The following is a 22,643-nucleotide window of genomic DNA, read 5'->3' as shown; positions in this document are numbered from 1 at the left end:
CGCCGAGCCGGTCGAATCCACCGTCGTAGCAGGCGGTCGAGACCGCTACGGCGACCGGAACTACGCCCGCCGTCCGCCGTCGACCGACAGCGTCGCCCCGGTGACGTACGACGCGGCGTCCGAACAAAGCCAGACCACGGCCGCGGCGGCTTCCTCCGGAGTGGCCAGCCTGCCGAGCGGAGTGATCGCCTCCTGCCGGGCGATCATTCCGGGGTCGCCGGCCCACTTGTCGAACCCCGGCGTCCGCGTCGGCCCCGGGCACACCGCGTTGACGCGGATGCCGTCCGCCGCGTAGTCGACCGCCGCGACCTTGGTCAGGCCCACGATCCCGTGCTTCGCCGCGACGTAAGCCGGCGCGTTCGGAATCGCGTACAACCCGCCGTTGGACGCGACGTTCACGATCGCGCCGCCCTTCAGGTGCGGCAGTTCGTACTTCATGCAGAGGAAGGTCCCGGACAGATTCACCTGCACGACGCGCTCGAACTCAGCGAGAGTCAACTGGTCGACGCGTTTGCGCGACGACAATCCGGCGTTGTTCACCGCGAAGTCGAGCCCGCCGTACGCCTCGACCGTCTGCTTGACCGCGGCCTGCACTGACGGCTCGTCGGCGATGTCGACCTGTACGGCGAGCGCTTCCCCGCCGTCCTTCTTGATCAATTCGACGGTTTCCGCCGCGGCCGCCGCGTCGATGTCCAGCACGCCCACCGCTGCCCCGGTGCGCGCGAACTCGATCGCCGCCGCCCGGCCGATCCCGCTGCCCGCACCGGTGACGAGCCCACGCCGCCGGTTCACGACAGCGACTCGTGGTTCGCCCAGGCCACGCGGTACGAATGCCGCGCCTGCCACCGCTCGATCACCTCGTGCAGTTCGGGTGCGGTGAAGCTCTTGGCCAGCGTGTCGAGGTCGGCGAGGGTGACCTGGACGATCGCCGTCGCGATGAGCGCCGGGATGGCGTCTTCACCGGGGATCGGCAGGTGCCGCCGGGTCTGCACCGACTCGGCGAACCCGGTCGCCAGCATGGCCTGTTTGATATCGCTGAGGTACTGATCCAGCTCACTGTCGGGGAGCGGCTGGTCGAACGAAACAATCATCGTGTGCGTGATCATGCTTCAAGTTTTGCCCCGGTGCCGACTGGACGTCCAAGACCGATTCGCTATTTGGCGATAACCTGGAGGCATGGCTGAACTGGAGACGCGCGAACTCGAGTACTTCCTGGCAGTCGCCAGCGAGCTGCACTTCGGCCGCGCCGCGGTGCGGCTGTCGATCGCCCAGCCCGCGCTCTCGAAGGCGATCCAGCGCATCGAAACCCGGCTCGGCGTGCAACTGTTCGCCCGCTCGAGCCGCCACGTCGAACTCACCGCGGCCGGCGAGGCACTCCAGGAACACGGACGGCACGCGCTCAACGCGGTCAGCGCCGCCGCCCGCAACGCCCGCCGCGCCGGCGAAAGCCACCTGCGCCTGGTGCTCAAACCGGGCGGCGACGCCGGGCTGCTGTCCGGAATCCTCGCCGAGTACTCCCGTCATCCCGACGCGCACCAGGTCGACATCCTCTTCAGCGGCCCCGCCGACCGTGCCGACTTTCTCCTCAGCGGCCGCGCGGACGTCGGCCTCCTGTTCGTCCCGTTCGACAACCTGACCGGGCTTGCCTACGAAACCCTGCACGCCGAGGACCGGGTGGCCATCGTCCCCAGCACGCACCGGCTGGCACAGCACGCGTCCGTCCGGCTGTCCGATTTGGACGGAGAAACGCTCCCGTCGTGGAAGGGCGTGCCCGGCGTCGACGGAACCGGCCCGGAGGTGGCGGACGTGGTCCAGCTGCTGCACCTCATCTCGCTGGAGCGGATGGTCGGCGTACTGCCGCGATCGCTGGTCGACCAGGTCCCGCCGGGCGTCGTCTGCGTGCCGATCGGGGACGCGCCGCCCAGTCAGCTGGTGCTCGCCTGGAACGAGCAGGACCGGCGGCCGCAGGTGGCTTCGTTCGTGAACGCGGCGCTAGATTCGGTGCGCTGAAGCTCGTTTGAAGGCCGCCAGCAGCAACGCGGCTACCGCGATGGCGTACCCGATGGTGCTCAGCAGGGCGGTCGTCCGCGGAATGTCCATGTCCCGCGCGTGAAACCAGCCAACCCAGACATAGGTGACCAGCGCACCCGCGGCGAGCGCGAGCCGGTGCGGCGCGCCCCAGCCGGCAGACCGGCACCACCGGAACACCAGCGCAACTGCCGCCGCGACCAGCACGCACCAGCCCGCCGCGACCGCCGGTTGCGCAACCCCGTCCGGCAGGAATTCCCGGCACCACACCAGGCTCGTCGCCCCGAACGCCGCGACCCCCACGACCGCGGGTGCGGGAGCGGCACCGTCCCGGCGCGGCACCGGCCTCCTGCCCAGCCAAAATCCCAGCGCGACCAACCCGGCGACGGCCGCGCCCGCCCAACCCAGCTGACCCGCCGAAGCCACGAACCCCGTCGAGGCGATCTGCATCGCGCACAACGCCGCCGACCCGGCCGCGAAGACCACCGCGACCACTGGCAGTCCGGCTTTGCCCAGCCACGGCTGAGTGCGGTCCCGGCAGAACGCTTCCACGATGGCGATCGGCACGCAGATGCTCCAGACCGGGTGCATGGTCAGCACGTCCTGAAGCAGCTGAACACTCGTGCCCAGCGCCGGGACGTACGTTTCGGAGTAGACGGCCGCGAGGTCGAATCCGCCGTAAGCCGGGTTCCACAGCATCATGTCGATCGGTCCCTCCTCCAGCAGCGCGTACGCCGCCGCGAACGGGACGATCGCCGCCCAGCCGCGCCCGGTGCGTCGCGCGACCTCGCGGATCAGCAGCGCGCCACCGCCGTACATCGGCGCGAACAGGAAGAGCGAGCCGACGTCGGTCACCGGCGTGTTGCCCAGCAGGTACTCGCCGACCAGCGGAGCGAGAAAGAAGAGTGCGATTGCCTGCCTGACCACGCGAACCAGGCTAGAGCGGCCGAGCAGGCGAAACATCCGCCCGCGGTCGATCGCCGATAGCCGCCGGGCTAATTGCGTTCAGTCCTGTGGCCAGGAGTGTCATGCTGGTTCGGTGGAGGACATCATCGCAGCGGTCGGCCCCCGGCTCCGCCATTTCCGTCGGCAACGGAACCGCACCCTGGACGAACTGTCGAACGCGACCGGCATCTCCATCAGCACTCTTTCCCGGCTCGAATCCGGCCAGCGCAAGGCCACCCTCGAACTGCTGCTCCCCATCGCCCGCGCGCACCGCGTCCCGCTGGACGAACTGGTCGGCACCGCCCCGCTGCACCCGGTCACCCGCGGCGACCGGACCGTCGTGCCGCTCACCCGGCAACCCGGCCGGCTGCAATCGCTCAAGATGATCTTCGACGCCACCCCATGCGAACCCGATCCGCGCACGCATCCAGGCCACGAGTGGTTCTGCGTGCTCAGCGGCAAGGGCAGGCTCGTGCTCGGCGAACACGACGTCGTCCTGAAAGCGGGCGAGGTCGCCGAATTCGACACCCGGATCCCGCATTGGTTCGGCAGCACCGGAGAGGGTCCGGTCGAGATCCTCAGCATGTTCGGCAAGCAGGGCGAGCGCATCCGCGTCCGGGCCACCACGCGCTGATTGCTCCACTCGGCGGCATAACACTGGGCACCGGGGAAAACCTATGCCCCCGCTGACCTGCGCCGACCCGAACACACCGTCGAAAGTCGGTGCCTAGCAACGAAAATCCCGACTTAACATCCGTGTCCCGCGGACGGACACTCTCTTCCCTCCGCGCGTTTCCTTCGCCCACGACGAGGAGATGCATCGATGCGGAAACTCTTTGCCCTGCTCACTTCCGCCCTGGCGGCCGCGGCCGTCGTCGCCGGCAGCCCGCCGGTCTCCGCGGCTCCGGACAGCGGGGTGGTGCCCGGGCTGACCGGGGCCGCCGCGAAAGCCGCCGCCGGGACCGCCGCGGACAAGTTCCTCCAGTTGCGCCGCGAAAAAGCCGGCCGCTCCGTCAAGCCGCGGATCGACGCGCAGCAGCACACCTTCTGGGGCCCTGAACCGCAGTTGTCCAGCGGCGCGGACGGAATTCTCGTCACGCACAGTGTCGTTCCCGACCTCCGCCTCTCCAACAGCGCGGACGTCGTCTACGCCCCGACGGTCAAGCCGACCGGCCATTCCTGCATCGAGGTCGTCACCGCGTACGGACTCGACCAGGGCGGTCAGGTCTGGGCCTGGGACTGGTGCGGGACGATCGGACCGGCGAAGGTCGTCCCGCTGGACAGCTCGTTCCTCGGCAACTACACGTCCACAGTGGATGGACACCCGGCGTTCACCGTGCAAGAGGTCCAGACCGACGCGGGCAGCAACCGCTGGACCGCCTCGCTCTACAACGTGAAGACCGGCAAGTGGGACGACCTGTTCTCGCAAAGCGGGAGCGACCAGAGCACTCTCAACGAGGGCTGGGACATCTTCGAGCTGTACTCGACCGTCGACCCGTCGACCGGCCAGGCGTACTACTGCTCGGACGCCAAGGGCAAGGTGTTCGAATCCAGCCAGCTGCAACTGCGCATCGGCGGCCAGTGGACGCCCGCGACGGAGTCGAACTCGCCGCTGCAGCCGACCGCCAACCCGAACCCCAGTGACTACAGCTGCTCGTCGCTGCAGTTCGAGGTGCCGACGCCGAACAGCAACTGGCGCGTCACCGTCTAGGCCCCGGCCGGCAGGAGTGCGTGCCACCAGCGGTCGAACGCGGCACTGCACCCCTGCCGGTCGGCGTAATCCCGGGTCACCTTCCGGGATATCTCGCCTGCCCGGTCCGCGACCGCCGTGCCCGGCCGGTAGCACAACCGCAGCTCCTGCCACAGCGGCGCGTCCTCGATCGCCCGCACCACGATCCCGCCGTGGCGATCCTCCCGAGTCGCCAACGCCGGCGCGACCGCCATGCCCTCGCGGACCAAATCCAGCAGCGTAGCCAGGCACTGCGGCCGATGCGGCTGATCGAGCACGACCCCGCGCTGCCGGCAGACCTCCTGCAAGTACACCGACCACCGCGTCGTCCACGGCGGATCGTCCGCCCAGGGATACGCGGCCAGCTCCGCCAGCGGTATCTCCCCGCTGGAAGCCAGCGGATGATCTTCCGCGAGAATCACGAAAACCGGCTCCCGCGCCTGCACGACGACACTCTCGACGCCGTCCGGAACGATCCGATCCGGAAGCGGCGCAAGATAAACCAGCGCGAGATCCAGTTCCCCGTCCGCGAGCGCCGCCAACGTCCGTGCCTCGTCCTGCTCTTCGTGCACTCGGACCGCGGGACACCACGGCTGATCCCGCAACCACCTCGCCAACGCGAGATGCAAAAACCCGCTGTACCCGCCTAGACGCATCGCCCCAGCCGGCTCCCGCCGCGCGCCCGCCCGCTCGGTCAGCGCCGACATCCCCGCCAGCACCGCGCGCGCGTCCGCGACGACGTCCTCCCCGAGCGGCGTCGGCACACATCCCGTCGGCGAGCGTGCGAACAAACTCCCGCCGACCGACCGTTCGACGCGCCGCAGCAACCCGGACAACGCCGGTTGAGACACGTGCAACGCCTTGGCCGCGCGAACGAGACTGTGCGCGTCGGCGATGGCCACGAGCGCACGCAGGTGGCGCAGTTCCAGCTCCATGACTCCTCCGGCCGCCGCCCCTCTCGCCTGGTCACTGTAACGCCGTAGATCGTGGGGAATCACCGACGCGAGTCGGTACTCGACCGCGAAGGCGCCACCGCCGCCGGACACGCAGGTCAGTACCGGTGTCCGATGAGGCACCCCTCGACCGATTTAGTTGACCTCTCCACCACCCAGGCCCGACGCTCTGGTCCCGTAATCCAGCACAGCGAAGGGGATTTTCCGTGACGGCAAGGACACGCGCCGCCCTGGTGCCAGCGATCCTGTTGAGCCTCGCGGCGTGCGGCTCGACCGACGTGGCCGGTACGCCCGGACCGGCGGCCCCGGCACCGAGCACCGCCCCCAAGCCGTCCGAAGCGGAGCCCGCGTCCGGTGCCCCGGCCTATCAGACCGCGGTCGAACGCTGGGTCACCCAGATCCTGCAGAAGCACTACGAGAAAGCCTGCCTGTCCAGCGCTCCGGTGCTGCCGCCCGGCAAAGACGCCAAGACGCTGTGCAAGAGCCCCGCGGCGCGCAAGAGCGCCGAGTCGCTGCACGACGCCTGGGCCAAGCCCGGCGTCACCTTGCCGCCGCAGGGGAAAGTCACCGTGGACGAGGTCAGCACGTCCGGAGACCAGGTCACCGTGCCCGACACCGCGGTCAAGCTCGACGGCCGCACCCTGCGCAGCCTCGAACTCATCGGATCCACCGGCAACACGAGTTCGTTCAGCCTCGCCTTCAAGGTTCAGAAGCACGAGGGAGCCTGGTACGTGCAGGGCTTCGACCTCAACGCCTGATCCCGACTTTCGTCGGTCCAATAGGTCTGGACAACTTCGCAAGTGGTCTAGACAATAGCTAGCCAGGGGGTCGCATCGGACCGGAGGAACCGCAATGAAGCGTGCTCGTTTCCTCGTCGTGCTCCTGCTCGCCGCAGCCGGACTTGTCGTCGGCGGGCCGGCGCAGGCGGCGAACCTGCTCGCCAACCCCGGTTTCGAAGCCGGTTCGACATCCGGCTGGACCTGCCCGGCAGGCACCGCGGTGAAGACGCCGGTGCACTCGGGAACCTACGCGCTGGCCGTTACGCCAGGCGCTTCCGACCAGGGCCAATGCACTCAAACCGTGTCCGTGCGCCCCAGCACGACCTACTCGGTTTCCGCCTGGGTGCAAGGCGCGCCGGTCTACCTCGGCGTCACCGGCGGCTCGTCCACTTGGACCAACGCCTCCGCGTACAGCCAGCTTTCGCTGTCCTTCACCACCTCCGCGAACCAGACGTCCGCTGAGCTGTACCTGCACGGCTGGTACGGCGCCAGCACGTACTACGCCGACGACGTAGTCCTCGACGGTCCCGGCGGCGACACCCCCGGCGGACCCGGCGTCCCGGGAACCCCGACCGTCGGCACCGTCTCCGACACGTCGATCGCGTTGAGCTGGGGCGCAGCCGCGGGCACCGTCACCGGCTACCGCGTCTACGAAGACAACGCCCTGCGCGCCACCGTGCCCGGAACGTCCACGACGCTTTCCGGCCTGACCGCCTGCACCTCGCACAGCTACTCGGTCACCGCGTACAACGACAAGGCCGAATCCGCCCACACCCCCGCGGTTTCCGCGACCACCAGCGGTTGCACCAGCGCCGGCCTGCCGAAACACGCACTGATCGGCTACGTCCACGCAAGCTTCGCGAACGGCTCGGGGTACCTGAAGCTCGCCGACGTCCCGAACGCGTGGGACATCATCGACCTGGCCTTCGCCGAACCAACCTCGGTGACCTCCGGCGACGTCCGCTTCAACCGCTGCTCCGCGACCGAATGCCCCGGCGTGGAAAGCGACGCGGACTTCATCGCCGCGATCCGCGCGAAGCAGGCGCAAGGCAAGAAGGTCCTGATCTCGATCGGCGGCCAGAACGGCGAAGTCCAGCTCACGACCACCGCCGCCCGCGACAACTTCGTCAACTCGGTCTCGGCGATCATCGACAAGTACGGCTTGGACGGCCTGGACGTCGACTTCGAAAGCCAGTCCCTGTCTCTGAACTCGGGCGACACGGACTTCCACAACCCGACCACGCCGGTGATCGTCAACTTGATCGCCGCGCTGAAGACCTTGAAAGCCCGCTACGGAGCCAAATTCGTCCTGACGATGGCCCCCGAAACCTTCTTCGTCCAGGTGGGCTACCAGTTCTACGGCGGCGCGGGCGGCGGCGACAGCCGAACCGGGGCCTACCTGCCGGTCATCTACGCCATGCGCGACGACCTCACGGTGCTGCACGTCCAGGACTACAACTCCGGCCCAGTCATGGGATTGGACAACCAGTACCACACCATGGGCGGCGCGGACTTCCTGATCGCGATGACCGACATGCTGAAGTCCGGTTTCAAGGTCGCGAACACCGGCCAGACCTTCCCCGGCCTCCGCGAGGACCAAATCGCCGTCGGCCTGCCCGCGGCCGTCAGCGCAGGCAACGGCTACGTCTCCCCGACCGAAGTCCAAACCGCCGTAACCTGCCTGGCCCACGGAACCGGCTGCGGGTCCTACACCCTGCGCGGCGGACCGTCACCCGCGCTGCGAGGATTGATGACCTGGTCGGTGAACTGGGATCGGTACTACAAATGGGAGTTCCAGAAGGCTCATCGACCGTTCTTGGACGGACTCGGCTGAGGAAGCCGTACGTCAGCCACGTACGGGGACCTGGCGGCAACCCCTCGGTGTTCGCCTTGACGGCAACGGTCGCCCTCGCTTCGCCTTGTTCGGACTCGTGCCCTCCGATCAGCCTGCCGGACGGCATCAGCCAGCCCGGTGCTCAGCAGACCGCGTTGGACCGTTGAGTTCGTGGACCATTTCGACGACCTGGTCCAGCGTCGGGTTGCCGATCACTTTCTCGCTGGCGCCGACGAAATCCGTGCCCGCGTCGCGCACCAGCTCGCGGGACACCGACGCGAGCATGGCCAGCAGCGAGATCGAGTCACCGCCAAGCAGGTTGAAGTCCCCCTGACGGATCACCTCGGCGATGCCGATCCCGAGGGTGTCGGCCCAGATCCGGGCGACCTGGGTCGCGATGTCGTCGAGCGGCTCGGTCTGGCGCTCGGCGTCGGCCCTCGCCGGATAGGGGTCGGGCAATGCCTTGACGTCGATCTTTCCGTTGGCGATGCGGGGAAACTCCGCCATCGTGAGCACCACCGACGGGACCAGGTGCCGTGGCAACAGGGACGCGGCATGCGCGATCAATTCCGCGGACGGCACTGGCCGGGACAGCACGACATAGCCGCACAGCGTCGTTTGTTCGTGCCCGGTGTCCCGGGTGTGCGGCACGACCAGCGCCTGAACCACCGCGTCATGCTTTTCCAGCGCGCCTGCCACTTCGGTGGGCTCGATCCGGTGGCCGAGGATCTTGATCTGGTCGTCGATGCGTCCCATGTGCTCCAGTTCGCCGCCGGGCAGCATCCGGGCCAGATCGCCACTGCGGTAGGCGCGGGTTCCGTCGGCGAGTTGGACGAAGCGTTCCTTGTTCAGCTCCGGGCGATCGTGGTAGCCCCGGCACAGCTGTATGCCCGCGAAGTACATCTCGCCGACCTCGCCTTCGGGCACCGCGACACCGTTGGGGTCGTGCAGCGTTATGACGGTCCCCCGCACCGGACGGCCGATCGGCACCGAACGCGCGGGGTCGTCGAGGTCGGGGTCATACCGATGCAACGTGCAGCCGCCGCTCATTTCGGTGAGACCGTCGGCGTTGAAGATCCGGCATTCCGGCCCGAAGATCTCCTGGGCCCGCGCTGCCACCGAACTGCGCAAGCGCTCGCCCCCGAACACCACCAAGCGGATGCCCTCGGCCCGCACGTCGAGCCTGTTGATCAGTTCGAGGTGTGACGGTGTCACCTTGAGGCAGTTCACCCCGCGCTCGCGCAGCAGCCGGCGCAGGGTCACGTGATTCGGTTCGCCGGTCGCGAGCTCGATCCGGCCACCGGCGAACAACGGCAGGAACACCGCGGTGTACGGCCCCACATAGGCGAGGGAGCTGAACATGGCGAAACAGCAGTCCGCGTCGATTCCGAGTGCCTCGATGGCCCAGCCCGCATAGCCGGCCAGGTTGCGGTGCTCGAGTTCGACACCCTTCGGCCTGCCGGTCGAACCGGACGTGTAGAACACCGCCGCGAGATCTTCAGGGGCGACCGCGATCTCGACGGTCTCCTCAGTCGTGGTGGGCAGGTCCTCCAGCACGAGAGCCGCACAACCCGCCGGGACCGCGGGCCGGCCGGCATGTGCCCGCTCCACCACACACACCCGCGCCGCCGCGGCCGTGAGCACACTGGCCAGGCGCGCATCGGGATGTTCGGTGTCCAACGGCAGGAACGCCGCACCGGCCCTGAGAATGCCGAAGATCGCCGCGATCGCGGCGATCGAACGACCGGCTAAGACGCCGACGACGTCGCCAGTCCGGACGCCGCGCCGGCGCAGCTCGGCCGCCACCGCGGTCACCCGCAGGTCGAGTTCGGCAAACGTGACCTCGGAGTCGTCGGTGGACAGCGCGATCGAGTCAGGGTGGGCGGCGACGGCCGCGCGGAACAGGCTGACCAGTGTGCCCTGCTCGTATCGCGGGTCCGGCGTGCCACCGGACAGACGACTTTCCGGTGGTGCCAATCTGTCGACGATGCCGTCCAGCAACTGCTCGCCCCGGGCGGTCAGCGCCGGATCGTCGTCCATGCTCAGCACGATCTCGGTGTGTCGGTCGCACTCGATGATGCTGATCGTCGGTGGCACCAGCAGACCGCGCCACGGCGCGGAGTACACGGTCCGCGCCTGAAAGTCCGCCGTGCTGAACTCGGCCAGTTCGACTTGGCCGAGATGGGTGATCGCGAAGTGCCACGGCGCCTGACCTCGCCGGCTCAGCGTCGCGTCGGCCAGTTGGCCGGTCGCCCGGTGCAGTCCCAGGGGCAGGCGCAGGATCGACGCGGCCGCCTTCGACGTCGGCAAGCTGGCGAGTTCCTCGTTGCGGCTCAGGGCGAGCAGCAGACGCTGGTGGATCTGCTGCCAGGTCATCGACGCACTGATCGGCAGGGTGAGTCCGCCGGACAGATTCGCGGTCAGCCTGGCCTGCGGCCGGTGGCGACGCAGGTCGACCGGAATCAGGCAGATCAGCTCGTCGGCGTCGTGCTGCCGGACCAGTGCTTCGGTGATCTTGGCGACCAGCGCCGGATGGTTCCCGGTGACGCTGCGCCGCAGGCGGACCCCTGTCCTCCGGCTTGCCGCCGCGCGACTTTCGAGGACCACATCGACGAAGCGGCGAGCGGGAGGTTGGGGCTCCACACCGGCCTGCGCCAGCAGGTCGGCTTCGGTCACTGCATCCACCGCGGGCCGGCCCTGCTCGCCACGTAGCGCCGCGAACACCTCGGCCACCCAGGTGAGTGCGCCTCGACCGTCCATGAGTGCGTGATGCGTACGGAACACCATCGTCGGCGTTGGCCCGGGGAACAGCACGACCTCGGTCATGGGCCGTCCCCGGTCGCCCCGGAGCGGGCGGGCCAGCGCCGGCGAGTTGATCAGGTCCGGCACGTCTGCCGCGTGGCCTGCCACGACCCGGACTTCCGGAGCGATACCGGAGTCGACCCACCGGCGCCCGCGACGCACGAGGCGTGCGCCTGGACAGGCATCGCCCGCCACCGCCACCGCGTGCCGGAGCCGTTCGACATCCAGGGAACCAGCGCCTTCGACGACGATCTGGATGGCCATCGAGTCCGGTGGACTGGCCAGCCGCATCCATTCCAATGGCGATATCGGCCTGGTGAACACCTCACTGACGGCCACGAGACGCTCCTTCCATGGTGCTCGTTTCGATGATGGATTCGTTGAGCTGCCGTGCGGGCCGGTCCAGGCAGAAGTGCCCACCGGGGTAGCCGGTCATGGCGAAGTGCCCGGACGTGTGCGCGTCGTCGAGCGAAGCGGAAAGCACACCAGCCGGACGGTGCGGTGAGAGGCAGGACCGAAACCGCGGATCCACCGACCGTCTTCCATGCGCGCTCCTCAGGTGATGCCGAATTGGTCGCTGATGAACTGGATGCGCTCGGCGTCGGTGGCGGCGGTGAGTTCGACCGCCTGCACCGAGTCGAAGCCGATCTCCCGGAAACTCCGAGTCAGATCCAGTTCGGCCCGGTCGCGATAGCCGAGCAGATCCGCGATCTTCGTGCGAACCAGGTCGGACCGGCGCCGTGTCCGTTCTCGGACGCTGAGCCCGCCAGGTTGCTCGCGGAGCGCGTCATCCGAGAAGGCGGCTCGCGCACGCATGCGGTTGAGGCGGCAGTGGTCGCTTCGAGGATTCGGTCCATGAGGTTGGTCGGCCGAGCGGTCTGAACCGACTCCGCGAACCAGGACCAGTCGATCGCACCGATCACAACCGCACCGCGGTCGTCACGCACGGCTTGGTCCAGGCCCGGTATCGCGAGTTTCGGTGGCATGGCAGGCAAACCACGACTGTCGAGTTGTCGTTGGCCCGCGATGTTGTTGCCGAAGCGGCAGCCCGCAGACGTTCGTTCTCCTGGCACGGCTGCTGAGCCCGCGATCGTCACCTCGTCGAGGATGGCGGGCAGTTGCTCCCAGTTGTCGAACAGCGCCAGCGCGCCAAGGACGATCAAGGCAGCGATGTGTGCCTGGCTCGTGGGCTGTGACCTCGTCAAGATCGGCCTCCGCTTCGGGCGGAATACCACGCGCGACACAGCCGGTGCGCAGCGGTAACGGGCCCGCGAACGCCTCGACGAGATCCGCCGGGTTTCCGCCGGGTTCCAGCACTTTCAATTGCTGGCCGACCAGTACGCCGATCATCGGCCGCAACTTGTGGATCTGCCCAGCGGTGAAATAGGGCGGCAGAAAACTTCGGATCTCCACGTGGACAGGTCGTCGCCCTCCGCTGCGAGACTCGCGGCGGGCACCCCGTCAGCACCGGTCGTCATTAGCCGCGCATCGGTTCCCCACGGCATCGTCACTGGATCCAGGCAGTAGCGTCGCGCGTGTGATGGCAGCAGATCCTGATCGCTCATGGGAATCCTTCGCGTCCGCACGGGCATCCCGCCGGCTCATGCCGAACGGCCGTGGCAGGATGTCAGGGCGATCACGATGCCATCAAGTTCACGTGTACAACTGCTGGAAATGAAAAAGTTGAACGCGGCAATCGAATTCGACCGCAGTTCGCGCATTCACGTACGCTCCAGGGCCACGATCGCCACCACTCCCGCAACCCGACTATCGCGCGATCGATATAGAAAAGGACACTAAGAACTTTTCGGACAATTACCACAGCATCGTACGACTCGTTCGCGACCATCCCCGATTCCTGGGCAACGCGCGGCATTCCTGGTCGCCCGGACAAAGCCCGGGAGACTGATGGTTGCGCATCAGATAGCCGGTCGCCGTCCAGCCTGGCGGTCCCTGACAGCAGTGCACGACGTAGTCGACAGCATCCGCCCGGACCGAGCCACCCTCCAGCGCACGAAGACCCGCCGCAGCCGCCACGCCCAACGCGGCCGTCCCATCCGAGACGTGAGTTCCCGCCAGTCCGCCTCAGCCAGCAGGTTGTCGACAGAGAGCACTCCGGACCTGGCCCAGAAGTACTGGCCGGGCAGCGACTGGGAGTGCTCGACCCGCCGCATCCGGCCGATCCGGTCATCGACGACCCCGCGACTGCGCCACGGAGAACGTGTTGCAGCAGGCCGGACTGGCGGAACGCGTGGGAAATACTGCGTGTCGTGATCGATCCTTGTGGTGCACGGCAACGCCGACCAGAGCCATGCAGCTTGCCGAACTGGCCGTCGGAGCCAAATTCCTTGATCCCTGGCTCCGCCAAGCCGAAGACTTTCTTGCCCAAATTTTAGCCGCTCCCCTGAACTGGGTTCGCATGACCCGCACTGCTTCACTTTTCGAAGAAGCCCACGACACGCGGCTGAAACTGCATCAGGAAGAGAAGAAAGGGCCCGTCGCCGAGCCGTACGCCTAAGACGCACGTCAACTTCTCTTAGCGGAAGAGCGCATTGCTCGCCTTCAGCTTCTTGAGGCACAGCAGCAGGCGAACAAACTGTCCACAGTGGACCAGGCCAGTGCTGCGAGCAAGCACCGCCGACGAGGACCATCAAGGACATCCGGGACTGCCTGCGGAGCGCGCTCAAACGACCTGCGTCCTCGTCGTGATCATGGCCATGCGCGAAGGTGAAGTACTCGGCCGGCCTGTCGTGGCAGCGGCGCTGAAGCTGCGCATAAAGCGCAGGACCGGGACCGCGAGAACGCCAACGCCCGGACAGACAGCAACCTGCCGCTCACCGCCCAGCTCGGCACTCCTGTCGAGCCGCGCAACTCCCTTCGCCTCGGACTGCCCGCCGCGCTAAGACCGACGTTCGCGCTCCGACGTCCACCCGCGCGTTGCACGGAGATCTACGCGGAGGTCTCGCCGAGCAAACGCGGGCGACGGTCAAGAAGACGGAAGACAAGCCTCCGATGAGCCGCTGCGGTACTTCTGCAGCTGTGCAGGCACGAAAAAGGCCCTCCCCGGTATCCGGGGAGGGCCTTTTTACTTGCTGTGGACCTGCCGGGATCCCACTACAACACAAACGTGCAGGTCAGGAAGCTGGAAGCACTGGCCAAGCGGCTACCTGCAGCAGGCACGCAACCTGCAGCAACACCCAAACGGCGTAAGCCGCGACGCGCTAAGCAGCTGAGCGACGAGCAAATCAGCGAGCTCACCGCGGCCTACCAAGCTGGCAGCACCGTGTATGACCTGGCCGAGCGTTTCAAGATCAGCCGGAAGACCGTGAGCAGCATCCTGCACCGCACCGGCGTGCAGATCCGAGGACGGCTAACCGCCGAGCAAGTCGACAAAGCGGTGCAACTCTACGTATCAGGGCAGTCACTGGCCCGGATCGCCAACAAACTTGGTACGACCGCGAACACCGTGCGCACCCGACTGTTCGAGCGCGGGGTACGCACCCGAGACCGTCACGGAAGGGAGCGCTGATTCCTGCCATGGTCGGCCCGACGGCGACACCAGATCTTTGGCGGTGTTCTCATCGAAACCCGAAAGGCTCTCCGAGAGGAACCTCCGCCAGAGCGACACTCGCCCGATGGCTGCAGCGTCGCCACCATCAACTGACCCGAATTCTGTAGCCGGTCCCGGGTGGGACGCCGCGGACCAACGGTCAGAGCTCTTGCCTCCGTCCGGAGCGCCTCCGCAATGGTGAAGGTGTCGGCGGTCAAGATACTAACGTGACAGGAACCGATCTCGACGTACGGTTGGATGCGATCAGCCGACTCCAGAGCCCGGCTACTCGAGGCCGAGAGCTTGAAGACTTCGTCGCCGAAGTGTTCCGCCAATCTCACTTCAAGGTCACCCTGAACTCGGGCGTGGCACGGCCGCGACAGACTGACGTCCTCGCGACCAGGGACACGGAAACCTTCTTGATCGAGTGCAAGTGGCGCAGCGGCCGAGCCGACATTAACGATCTCGACAGTCTGCGCTCGCGGCTGGGGCGGACCAACAGCGATGTAGTCGGTATCCTGCTGAGCTTTCCAGGGTTCGCCGGCTCAGTTCTATCGGATGTCGAACATCACCGACACCAACCTATTTTTCTGATCTCCGGCGACGAGCTCCGGCTCATTTCCAGCGGACTCGAGTCGCTAACGAAGCTGCTGTGGCGCAAGAAGGACGCGCTACTCACCGATGGTACAGTTCTGCTCGATGAGCCCTTCAAGAAGCGCTCAGCTGTACGTCGTCGCTTCGAGCTGCCGAAGGCTGAAGGTCAGTTCATGTGGCCTGACAGTGTGCGAAGCCAGGTGATCGAATGCGTAGGCCAGTTTGGCCAGTTTGTCTTCGCTCACAAGCTCCCCGACATCGACTGGGTGCCAGCTTCCGGCAACGGCGTCACCCTCGACGTATCGCCAACAATACTCAGCCAATCTGACCTCCTCGATCTCGTAGACAAGCTCGCGGCCATGGGGTGGGCAACTCCAGACGCGCGCTGGAGTATGCAGCAAGCGAATCGAAACTGGCACGGCCTCGGCTGTGCTGCGTTCGCGAACCAGTTGACTCTATGGCAACAGCGCGCCGACACACCTGATGCCCACCACAGCGAGGAGATCTGTTATCTCGATCGCTGTGACGGCGGCTTCTACACGCTCACGGCGAACCTGGCATCCCACCGAATCCGCCAGGCGACGGCAGTCACACTCTCATTCCAGCTGGAAGGCCTGCCGCTTGACACTGCGCCGCTGCTGCAGCTCTGCCGCTCGATCGGCGCTCACGAGAGCTTGTACTTCCGACCACGTACTGAGCGATCTGTTGCACGAAGCCGCGCACCTCACATTACCGTCAAAGACGTGCAGGCACTCGCCTACCTGATCGGGCCCGAGCGTCTCTTGTCCGACGCACCGACCGAATGGGTCACAGGCATCGTCATCACCAACCCGTTCTACGCCACGCCCGCGAGCAAGCGCACTGCCGAGCTACCCGTCGGCCTCGAGCTGATACAGGACAGTCAGCACCTGATCTGCGATCTCGCCGAGCACCACAAACTCGACGACCTCAGTCGTTACACCTACGAGTTCCAAGGCTTCGAGAGCGCACGAACGTCGGGAGCTCTAGTTTGTCGGCCCATCGCGAACTGGAACCATCAGGACGATGCAGCACGCGATGCGGCTAGGCCGCCCCGCCGAACTTCAGCTCAGTAACTGGCCGCCCACACAGACGAACGCGGCGGCCGCGCCTGTCCAGCCGCCGCGTTCGAGTTACGTTCCGCAATGCTTCAGGCCGACGACTACCGGCCAGCCGCGGCGCGCACGTGACCGAGCGCTGTCTCCAATTGGTCCGCAATCCGATCAGATATCGCCTCCAAACGTGCCAGTGCCGGCTCACCGTTCGACGCCGTCACAGACCAGCTCAAATCGAGACTACAATCCGGTGACTCCAGAATTGCTTCGCGGCTAAACTTACGCCACCGCGGACTTTCCGTTGCCGTCCGAGTTGACTTCTTGACTTTTGAATGTCGACGATATTCTTGAACGAACTCTTCGAGGTCCGCGCGCTTCAGTGGGTTTGCTTTTAGGGAGAACCTGTTGTCCGAACGAAGGTCATAAACGAGTATCTCCTCCCCGTTCTTCTCTACCGGAGGAGCCTGATCGAAGAAGATCACGTTCGCCTTGACACCGGCCGCGTAGAAGAGACCCGTCGGCAGTCGCAATAGTGTATGAACATTGCAGGTTTCCAGAAGTCGACGTCGAATCGCAGCGCCTGCCCCAGCCTCATACAGCACGTTGTCCGGCAAAACCAATGCCGCACGCCCACCCGGCTTCAGCAACGAAACTACATGCTGAACGAAGTTCAACTGCTTGTTGGCCGTCGCAACCCAAAAATCGGGCCTACGAGCCGTAAGGTCATCGGCAGTACGTCGAGTCTTACCGTCCTTTGAGTAGGTAACACTGCCCTTGACACCGAACGGCGGATTCGTGAGCACGACGTCAACTTGCTGGGCGGGCGGAGTCGCCAAACTGTCAGCGCGACTGATTGGCAGATCGTCGTCCGAATCCGCCGACACGCCGTGCAGCAGAAGGTTCATCGTCGCCAGCCGAGCCACCTCTTCGACAAGCTCAACCCCACGAACTGACTTAGCACGAAGGTGGTCTCGCTCCGCTTTCGTCAGTGTCTTCTTACTGGACGACATATAGTCATGCGCAGCCAAAAGGAACCCAGCGGTGCCACAGGCGGGATCGCTGACCACCTCACCAACGACCGGGTTAACACACTCGACGATGGCTTCAATCAGAGGGCGCGGCGTGAAGTACTGACCTGCACCACTCTTCGTGTCTCTCGCATTTTTCTCCAAGAGCCCCTCATAGGCATCTCCCTTGAGGTCAGCCGAAATCCCGTTCCAGTCGAATGCGCCGATTAGATCCGCCACAAGGAGCCGCAACTTGGCGGGATCCTGGATCTTATTCTTCGCATTTCGAAAGATAAGCCCCAGAGTGCCTGGATACTTCCCAAGCTCCGACAACACCTTCGAGTATCGTTCATGCATCGACGGGGCATCCAAGTCGACAAACGTTTCCCAACCGAGATTCGACGGTACCGCGCCATCACCTTGCTCGTCCGCCATCTTCAAGAAGAGCAAGTACGTAAGTTGCTCTACATAATCGGGGTACGACAGCCCATCATCGCGAAGGACGTTACAGTATTGCCACAGTCGCCGGACCAGTGCCGACGAACTCGTAACGGACTCAGCCCTACCTTTAGCCATCACACCACCTTTAGGAGCTTCAGAACGATATCTTTGATCCACCACTCGTGGCTAAAAGTCTCGATATACGCACAAGCGGCACTTGAGTACGAACTTCTGGGCTTTGCCAGTTCTACCAGGTCACGTATAACAGTCCTGAATTCACCAGCTACCGAACTCAGGTACATCCGACTCGGCTGCGGAGCAAGGCTACTGCCTCTGTCTACAAGCCGTTCTACGTTATGGTAAACGTTGAGACGATCTTCGCGAAACTTTGGCCAGTTCAGGTGTAAATACCGCATACTATCATCGAGACGTTTTTCCGCAGTAGGGTCGCCTTTAAAAATTGGTGCCAGAGTAGCGTCCCCGGACGTATCGAAGCTCAGCATCGCAACGTCGATAACGTTTGTCGGATCAAGTAAGGTCGGTTGTTCCAGGCGAATTTCATCGGTTTCAACATATGCACGCTTCGTTGGGTCGATAAGAGGGAAATGATCAGCCTTGCCGCTGGATTCTCCCGTATCCGGATTGACTCGAGGTCGATTCGCGCGGTGACAACTCAGTCGAAGGTTGGTCCAGTCGAATGCCAGCCAGTAGTACCCCTCATGCTCGTCGTCCTCTGCGACCCTGCCCTTGGGGCGAAAATGGTCAATATCGTCATCGGATCCAGGGTTCTTCGACTCTGTATACCAGCACTTTCCGTACGAAAACTCGTCAAAGGCCTTTCGAAGGGCAACCCAGCGGGGACGATACCGTTTAATAAGAGCGGCACGCAACTCTGGGTCTGTCTCCTTGTTAACTTCGGCCTGAGCTTCCTTTAGAGGCGGGATCAGGTCCCGAATCTTCGGCTTCAGCTCTTCCTGGTCAATAAACCTCACTCTTCGACCCCCTCGCTACGAAGCTCCGCGATTAGTTCACGTGCGAGCTGGTCACGAGCACGAAGCTGCTCCGGCGTAAACTCTACAGCCTCACTCCACGCGGGATCTTCTCGTTCCGTCCACGCACGAACAAATAGCTGATATAAAGGGTCCCGAGTTGCCTGCGTGAGCCCCTTCCCATGCAGGAACTCATTCAATTGCCGGAGCTCATCTTCTTCCTCCGGCGTCTTTTCCTTGACCGCCAACCTTCGCTGCCGGTCAAGGTCAGCCTGCGTCTGCGAATCGAGAGTGGAACGCAGCCGAAATAAGTCGCTGGTGAGAATCGCCGCCACGCCCATTCCCTGCGGATCTTCGTCGGGAACATCAACTATAGCTCGACCATCATGTCCGCGCCGCAAAATGCTGACCTGTTCGCGTTTAAGGCCAGCGAAGACCAGCGGATCATGAGACGACATGACAATATGGCAGCTCTCTTCACGCTCACGCATACGAATAAAGCGGTCCAAGAATGTGAGATACTGCGTGCTCCAGATGGGGTTCAGGTGCGTATCAGGTTCATCGAGCAAGAAAAGGGCTTCGTCTCGAGCAGTAAACTTGAGCAAGCCCAGCAAGAGCAGGAGTTGCTGCTCCCCTTCACTCAAATCGCGGTATGTAACCTCTCCTCCACCCCCCGCAGGAGTCATACGGACCCTTGTCCGAACCTCTCCTAAGAGCTTGGAGAGATGAGTGCTCTCCAGGGCGGTGAAGAACTCATATTGCGAATCATATGTTCGGTAAACCTGTTCGAGTGCAGAGGCATCTCGAAGGAATAGGTAAAGGCTCTCAACCCGAGCAGTCCGCGTAAACTCCTGCGGAACGCGTCGCTCCATGCGCATAGGCAACGTTGCGGCCGAATAGAGCCGGTCTAAGAACTGGCTCACCTCGCCTTCAGCATGCCAGAATCGTTCGTCCCCCCCGTTCTTACGACGCCATTCAGGCTCATTCATGACGAATAGCACGCTGTCAAGACCATCGATCTGCAAGTGTTCACGCAAGAAGGCGCGGTCTTCGTCGTCGCCAGACGCAGCCGCCTCCATAAAGAAGGCTAGGAGAACGAACTGCCCATGCAGAGTCTGCGCATAGAAGAGCCTCCGCAATTCGTTCGGATCTTTGATGTTCTTAGGTCGCCGTTCGGGCGGCTTGATGATCCAGTTGTAAAATCGCTCTTTATGCTTCTCATACAGCGAAGCAAGGCGGTCGCTGGGGCCGGAGTAATAGCCAAAAACGAAGGCCGGCCTATAGAGAGGTTTGCCGGATTCATCAACGGCCATAAACCGCTTCTTCGTCAAATCCGTGTAGGCCGAAATAAGCGCCTCTTCGTCCTTGACGCGGAAGGTCGGAGAGGCGTCAGCTGCAGCGGTGATCCACAGCCGATTCCCACGGCAATAGTATTCAATCTCGTACCCGAACGGAGCTGGCGCATCCAGATCGAGGTTGCGAAATATGAGTGTCAGCGCTTCGATGAGATTAGATTTTCCAGCACCATTCTCCCCCACCAAGACGGTATAAGGAGACTCTTGGTCAAAGTTGACATGCAAATCCCGGAGGTTCTTGAATTCATCAATCGCAACTCTAACTAGTCGCATCTTCAAGAACCTCCAGGACAGCGTTCTCAGCTGTGCGACCAGTCACGCTTCGCAGCGTGACATCAAGTTCAGCCCTTAGCGCGACGTAGAATTCTTCAACATCCTGAGTAGAATCGGGCTCAAAGCCGGCTTTCCGCAACAGTTCACGTAACTCGAGTGAGCCGCCAGCCTCGTGCAAGACATCAGCCAAGCGTCCACGACGGTGCATGCCGCGGGTAGCGCGCTCGATCGATCGCTGTTCATTATCATCGACTTGCGCCATCAGTTCACTCGATTCACTGAGGTCTACCGTACTAAATTCGCTTGGGTCGATCGGCGAGTCGCCAGCGTGTTTAGCCAGTAGAACGTCAGCCGACTCGTCCTTGGGATCCTGGTCTGCGAGAAGACCCGCCGTTGCAGAGGCGAACAACTCAGCCTCCATGCCACTCAAACTATCGAGCGCTGTGCGGATACCCTGCTCTTGAGCGGCAGAATTCTCGAGCCTCCGAGCCGCATCATCTACGATGCGACGTTGTTCTGCATGCGGCGGTACCGGCATCGGGATCGCGGCGAAGCGTTTTACTGATAGGTGCGCGATATTGGTCGTCCAACGAGACGACGCTCGGAACACACCTGAATGCAGGTAGTGCCGAAACACGAGCAGTGCATATTCGGATAGAACGAGCCAGTGCGGCCGAAACCGGATAAGCGAGTTCTGGAAGCAACACCCGGGCACTTCGTCCCGGTATATCGCTGGCCGACCGACAAGCTCCGGACTTTGGCCTTCGTTCAGCAGGACGTCCCCGTCGCGAAGTGCAAACCTCTTGTATTCAGTCGGCGAGAAAGGCATCTCAAAAACATCTGACGTGTCGATGCGGTTTTCTTGCACGTTAGCGACGCGAAGATATGGACGCAAGTTAGGTCCACCACTTTCACGTGGGTTCCTAGCCTTTCCAAGCAATACCTGTCCCGTCTGGCCTATTTCCACGGCGGTCCAGCCCGGAGGCACGGAAGCCACTGCCTCAGGCTCCACGCCCCGCTCCTGGCTGTCGTCCGTGCCTTCTGCGAAAGTGAGCTGACTTGACCCGAGGTCATCGCTGATCTGCGACATCAGCATGTCAGCTGATTCAAACTCGCGATTCTCACGCTTGGCGATCTCATACTCATGCTCGACCAGTTCACCAGCGACAGCAGCGGCAATAATTTGTTCATTTTGTTCGCGCGTAAGTTCGAGCGTATCTTCGAGAAGCTTCCGAGCTGACGTAAGTTCCTCAAGCCGCCTTGCGGCTTCTTTGACGATGCGGCGTTGTTCAGCTAGGGGTGGCAGCCGGAAGTCCAGCATGGCGAGGCGCTTCGCACCGAGATGCTGGATCCCGACACCACGAGCTGTGCGAGCAAAGACGCCTGACGCAGCGTAGTGCTGAAATACGATCAGTGCGTACTCGGGCAGGACTGCTCGTGGTCTGAACCGAATAACTGTGTTCTGATAGCAACAGTTCGGCACTTGGCCCTGCCATATCGCCGCGCGCCCGACTTGTGCTGAACTGCCAGACGCCTCGGTAAGGAGTATGTCGCCAACCCGGAGCGAGTACACCAACCGCTCGTCAGGCGTGAAGTCCATCTCTGACAGGTCAGAGATGTCCAGGCCAGCCGGCGTAATGTTTGCCGCGCGCACGTACTTGGTTGAGTATCGCCCGGTGTGTTTGTCAGGCGATCGTTGACGCCCTAAGCGCACATCGCCGACCGCACCAACCTCGGTCAGGATCCATCCGGCAGGAAGGTTATCCTCGTCATGCTGGCCCACCTGCCGGCTCCCTGCCCCTTCGTCACACGTCGTTAGTGCACATCACGCAGCGAGCGCCCTCGATACGCGGGCACACGCCGGTTTGTAGCCTACATGCAGCAGTGACTGCGAGCATGTAGGCTGGTCGCCCTCATCTGGCTACATAACGTAGTGTCTCGGTCACGTGTCCTTGACGTTCCCGATCAGTGGTGGTCACCGTCGGCTATCGCGCTCGAAGCACTGCAGGTTGTCGATAACACGATCTTGCGAGTGTTGAACTGGACGAGCGACGACATCCCCGAAATACCTACCCAAGCTGACCAGTGCGAGGGCCAATCAGCGCGTCTCGTAACCCAGCGGCCTCTGACCAGGCCCGATGCGACTCAGCTGTTCGAGCGGAGACTGCGGCCGACGGGTCAGAAGACCGACGTGGGTGGGCCGGAGTGCCGACTCGCCCCCGCGGTTAGGGCCGGCGAGCAACTCCACCCTGTCGACGCCTCCAGCGTTGGAACTTGCATGGTTAGAGTTG

Annotated in this window: 20 protein-coding genes; 8 read left to right on the top strand and 12 right to left on the bottom strand. The window is 63.9% G+C overall.

Annotated elements, in window-relative coordinates; all coding sequences use genetic code 11:
- Positions 1 to 60: 60 nt before the first annotated feature.
- Together H4281_RS05250 and H4281_RS05245 are read right to left on the bottom strand one after the other, a co-directional pair.
- Positions 61 to 792: an SDR family NAD(P)-dependent oxidoreductase gene (locus H4281_RS05250; protein ID WP_312872057.1), complete on the bottom strand. Its 732-nt coding sequence runs from the start codon at positions 790 to 792 to the stop codon at positions 61 to 63.
- Positions 789 to 1,106, bottom strand: a complete 318-nt coding sequence (locus H4281_RS05245) for a hypothetical protein (protein WP_182889737.1) — start codon at positions 1,104 to 1,106, stop codon at positions 789 to 791. The genes H4281_RS05250 and H4281_RS05245 overlap by 4 nt, the downstream gene beginning before the upstream one ends.
- A gap of 70 nt (positions 1,107 to 1,176) precedes the next feature.
- Here H4281_RS05245 and H4281_RS05240 point away from each other — a divergent pair, with 70 nt between their 5' ends.
- Positions 1,177 to 2,010 (top strand): LysR family transcriptional regulator, encoded by an 834-nt coding sequence (locus H4281_RS05240; protein ID WP_182889736.1) that lies wholly within the window; start codon positions 1,177 to 1,179, stop codon positions 2,008 to 2,010.
- Here the strand turns inward: H4281_RS05240 and H4281_RS05235 are convergent.
- A complete protein-coding gene (locus tag H4281_RS05235; protein WP_182889735.1) occupies positions 1,993 to 2,955 on the bottom strand; it encodes an AF_0692 family protein in 963 nt (320 codons plus the stop codon). The two genes, H4281_RS05240 and H4281_RS05235, sit on opposite strands and share 18 nt — an antisense overlap.
- A gap of 112 nt (positions 2,956 to 3,067) precedes the next feature.
- Here H4281_RS05235 and H4281_RS45475 point away from each other — a divergent pair, with 112 nt between their 5' ends.
- Positions 3,068 to 3,607: a helix-turn-helix domain-containing protein gene (locus H4281_RS45475; protein WP_182889734.1), complete on the top strand. Its 540-nt coding sequence runs from the start codon at positions 3,068 to 3,070 to the stop codon at positions 3,605 to 3,607.
- A 189-nt stretch (positions 3,608 to 3,796) separates the two neighbouring features.
- Positions 3,797 to 4,684 (top strand): carbohydrate-binding protein, encoded by an 888-nt coding sequence (locus H4281_RS05225; protein ID WP_182889733.1) that lies wholly within the window; start codon positions 3,797 to 3,799, stop codon positions 4,682 to 4,684.
- On the opposite strand, the gene H4281_RS05220 is transcribed toward H4281_RS05225, so the two are convergent.
- Complete coding sequence (locus H4281_RS05220) at positions 4,681 to 5,637, bottom strand: LysR family transcriptional regulator (RefSeq protein ID WP_182889732.1); 957 nt, start codon at positions 5,635 to 5,637, stop codon at positions 4,681 to 4,683. The genes H4281_RS05225 and H4281_RS05220 overlap by 4 nt on opposite strands.
- A 224-nt stretch (positions 5,638 to 5,861) precedes the next feature.
- Between H4281_RS05220 and H4281_RS45470 the strand changes: the two genes are divergently transcribed.
- Positions 5,862 to 6,413, top strand: a complete 552-nt coding sequence (locus H4281_RS45470) for a hypothetical protein (protein WP_246411442.1) — start codon at positions 5,862 to 5,864, stop codon at positions 6,411 to 6,413.
- Positions 6,414 to 6,507: 94 nt separating this feature from the next.
- The gene (locus tag H4281_RS05210; RefSeq protein WP_182889731.1) at positions 6,508 to 8,268 is read left to right on the top strand and encodes a chitinase; all 1,761 of its coding nucleotides are present in this window, start codon (positions 6,508 to 6,510) and stop codon (positions 8,266 to 8,268) included.
- Positions 8,269 to 8,394: 126 nt separating this feature from the next.
- Here the strand turns inward: H4281_RS05210 and H4281_RS46515 are convergent, their stop codons facing one another.
- The 4 genes from H4281_RS46515 to H4281_RS05190 all read right to left on the bottom strand — a co-directional run bounded on the left by H4281_RS46515 (position 8,395) and on the right by H4281_RS05190 (position 12,483).
- Positions 8,395 to 11,409 carry a non-ribosomal peptide synthetase gene (locus H4281_RS46515; RefSeq protein ID WP_182889730.1) on the bottom strand — a complete coding sequence of 1,005 codons (3,015 nt, stop codon included), beginning with the start codon at positions 11,407 to 11,409 and terminating at the stop codon, positions 8,395 to 8,397.
- On the bottom strand, positions 11,396 to 11,554 hold the full coding sequence (locus H4281_RS05200) for a hypothetical protein (RefSeq protein WP_182889729.1): 159 nt from the start codon (positions 11,552 to 11,554) through the stop codon (positions 11,396 to 11,398). The genes H4281_RS46515 and H4281_RS05200 overlap by 14 nt, the downstream gene beginning before the upstream one ends.
- Before the next feature lie 71 nt (positions 11,555 to 11,625).
- A complete protein-coding gene (locus tag H4281_RS05195; protein WP_182889728.1) occupies positions 11,626 to 11,886 on the bottom strand; it encodes an acyl carrier protein in 261 nt (86 codons plus the stop codon).
- Between the two features lie 123 nt (positions 11,887 to 12,009).
- Positions 12,010 to 12,483, bottom strand: a complete 474-nt coding sequence (locus tag H4281_RS05190; RefSeq protein WP_182889727.1) for a hypothetical protein — start codon at positions 12,481 to 12,483, stop codon at positions 12,010 to 12,012.
- An 808-nt stretch (positions 12,484 to 13,291) separates the two neighbouring features.
- On the opposite strand from H4281_RS05190, the gene H4281_RS05185 reads away from it, so the two are divergent.
- From H4281_RS05185 to H4281_RS05175, 3 genes are all read left to right on the top strand, one after another.
- Positions 13,292 to 13,588: a hypothetical protein gene (locus H4281_RS05185; RefSeq protein WP_182889726.1), complete on the top strand. Its 297-nt coding sequence runs from the start codon at positions 13,292 to 13,294 to the stop codon at positions 13,586 to 13,588.
- 576 nt (positions 13,589 to 14,164) lie between these two features.
- The gene (locus H4281_RS05180; protein ID WP_312872056.1) at positions 14,165 to 14,599 is read left to right on the top strand and encodes a helix-turn-helix domain containing protein; all 435 of its coding nucleotides are present in this window, start codon (positions 14,165 to 14,167) and stop codon (positions 14,597 to 14,599) included.
- Between the two features lie 248 nt (positions 14,600 to 14,847).
- Complete coding sequence (locus H4281_RS05175; RefSeq protein ID WP_182889725.1) at positions 14,848 to 16,308, top strand: restriction endonuclease; 1,461 nt, start codon at positions 14,848 to 14,850, stop codon at positions 16,306 to 16,308.
- Between the two features lie 86 nt (positions 16,309 to 16,394).
- On the opposite strand, the gene H4281_RS05170 is transcribed toward H4281_RS05175, so the two are convergent.
- Genes H4281_RS05170 through H4281_RS05155 form a run of 4 tightly spaced genes read right to left on the bottom strand, consistent with a single transcriptional unit; the run spans position 16,395 to position 22,135 of the window.
- Positions 16,395 to 17,870 (bottom strand): class I SAM-dependent DNA methyltransferase, encoded by a 1,476-nt coding sequence (locus tag H4281_RS05170; RefSeq protein ID WP_182889724.1) that lies wholly within the window; start codon positions 17,868 to 17,870, stop codon positions 16,395 to 16,397.
- Positions 17,870 to 18,727 carry an HNH endonuclease family protein gene (locus H4281_RS05165; RefSeq protein WP_182889723.1) on the bottom strand — a complete coding sequence of 286 codons (858 nt, stop codon included), beginning with the start codon at positions 18,725 to 18,727 and terminating at the stop codon, positions 17,870 to 17,872. The genes H4281_RS05170 and H4281_RS05165 overlap by 1 nt, the downstream gene beginning before the upstream one ends.
- On the bottom strand, positions 18,724 to 20,352 hold the full coding sequence (locus tag H4281_RS05160; protein WP_182889722.1) for an AAA family ATPase: 1,629 nt from the start codon (positions 20,350 to 20,352) through the stop codon (positions 18,724 to 18,726). Before H4281_RS05160 ends, H4281_RS05165 begins: the two co-directional genes overlap by 4 nt.
- Positions 20,339 to 22,135 (bottom strand): restriction endonuclease subunit S, encoded by a 1,797-nt coding sequence (locus H4281_RS05155; RefSeq protein ID WP_182889721.1) that lies wholly within the window; start codon positions 22,133 to 22,135, stop codon positions 20,339 to 20,341. Before H4281_RS05155 ends, H4281_RS05160 begins: the two co-directional genes overlap by 14 nt.
- Positions 22,136 to 22,643: the final 508 nt, after the last annotated feature.

The organism is Amycolatopsis dendrobii, from assembly GCF_014145675.1.
Taxonomy (GTDB): domain Bacteria; phylum Actinomycetota; class Actinomycetes; order Mycobacteriales; family Pseudonocardiaceae; genus Amycolatopsis; species Amycolatopsis dendrobii.
The sequence above is the reverse complement of the archived record's forward strand: the minus strand, read 5'-3'. Positions and strand labels throughout refer to the sequence as shown.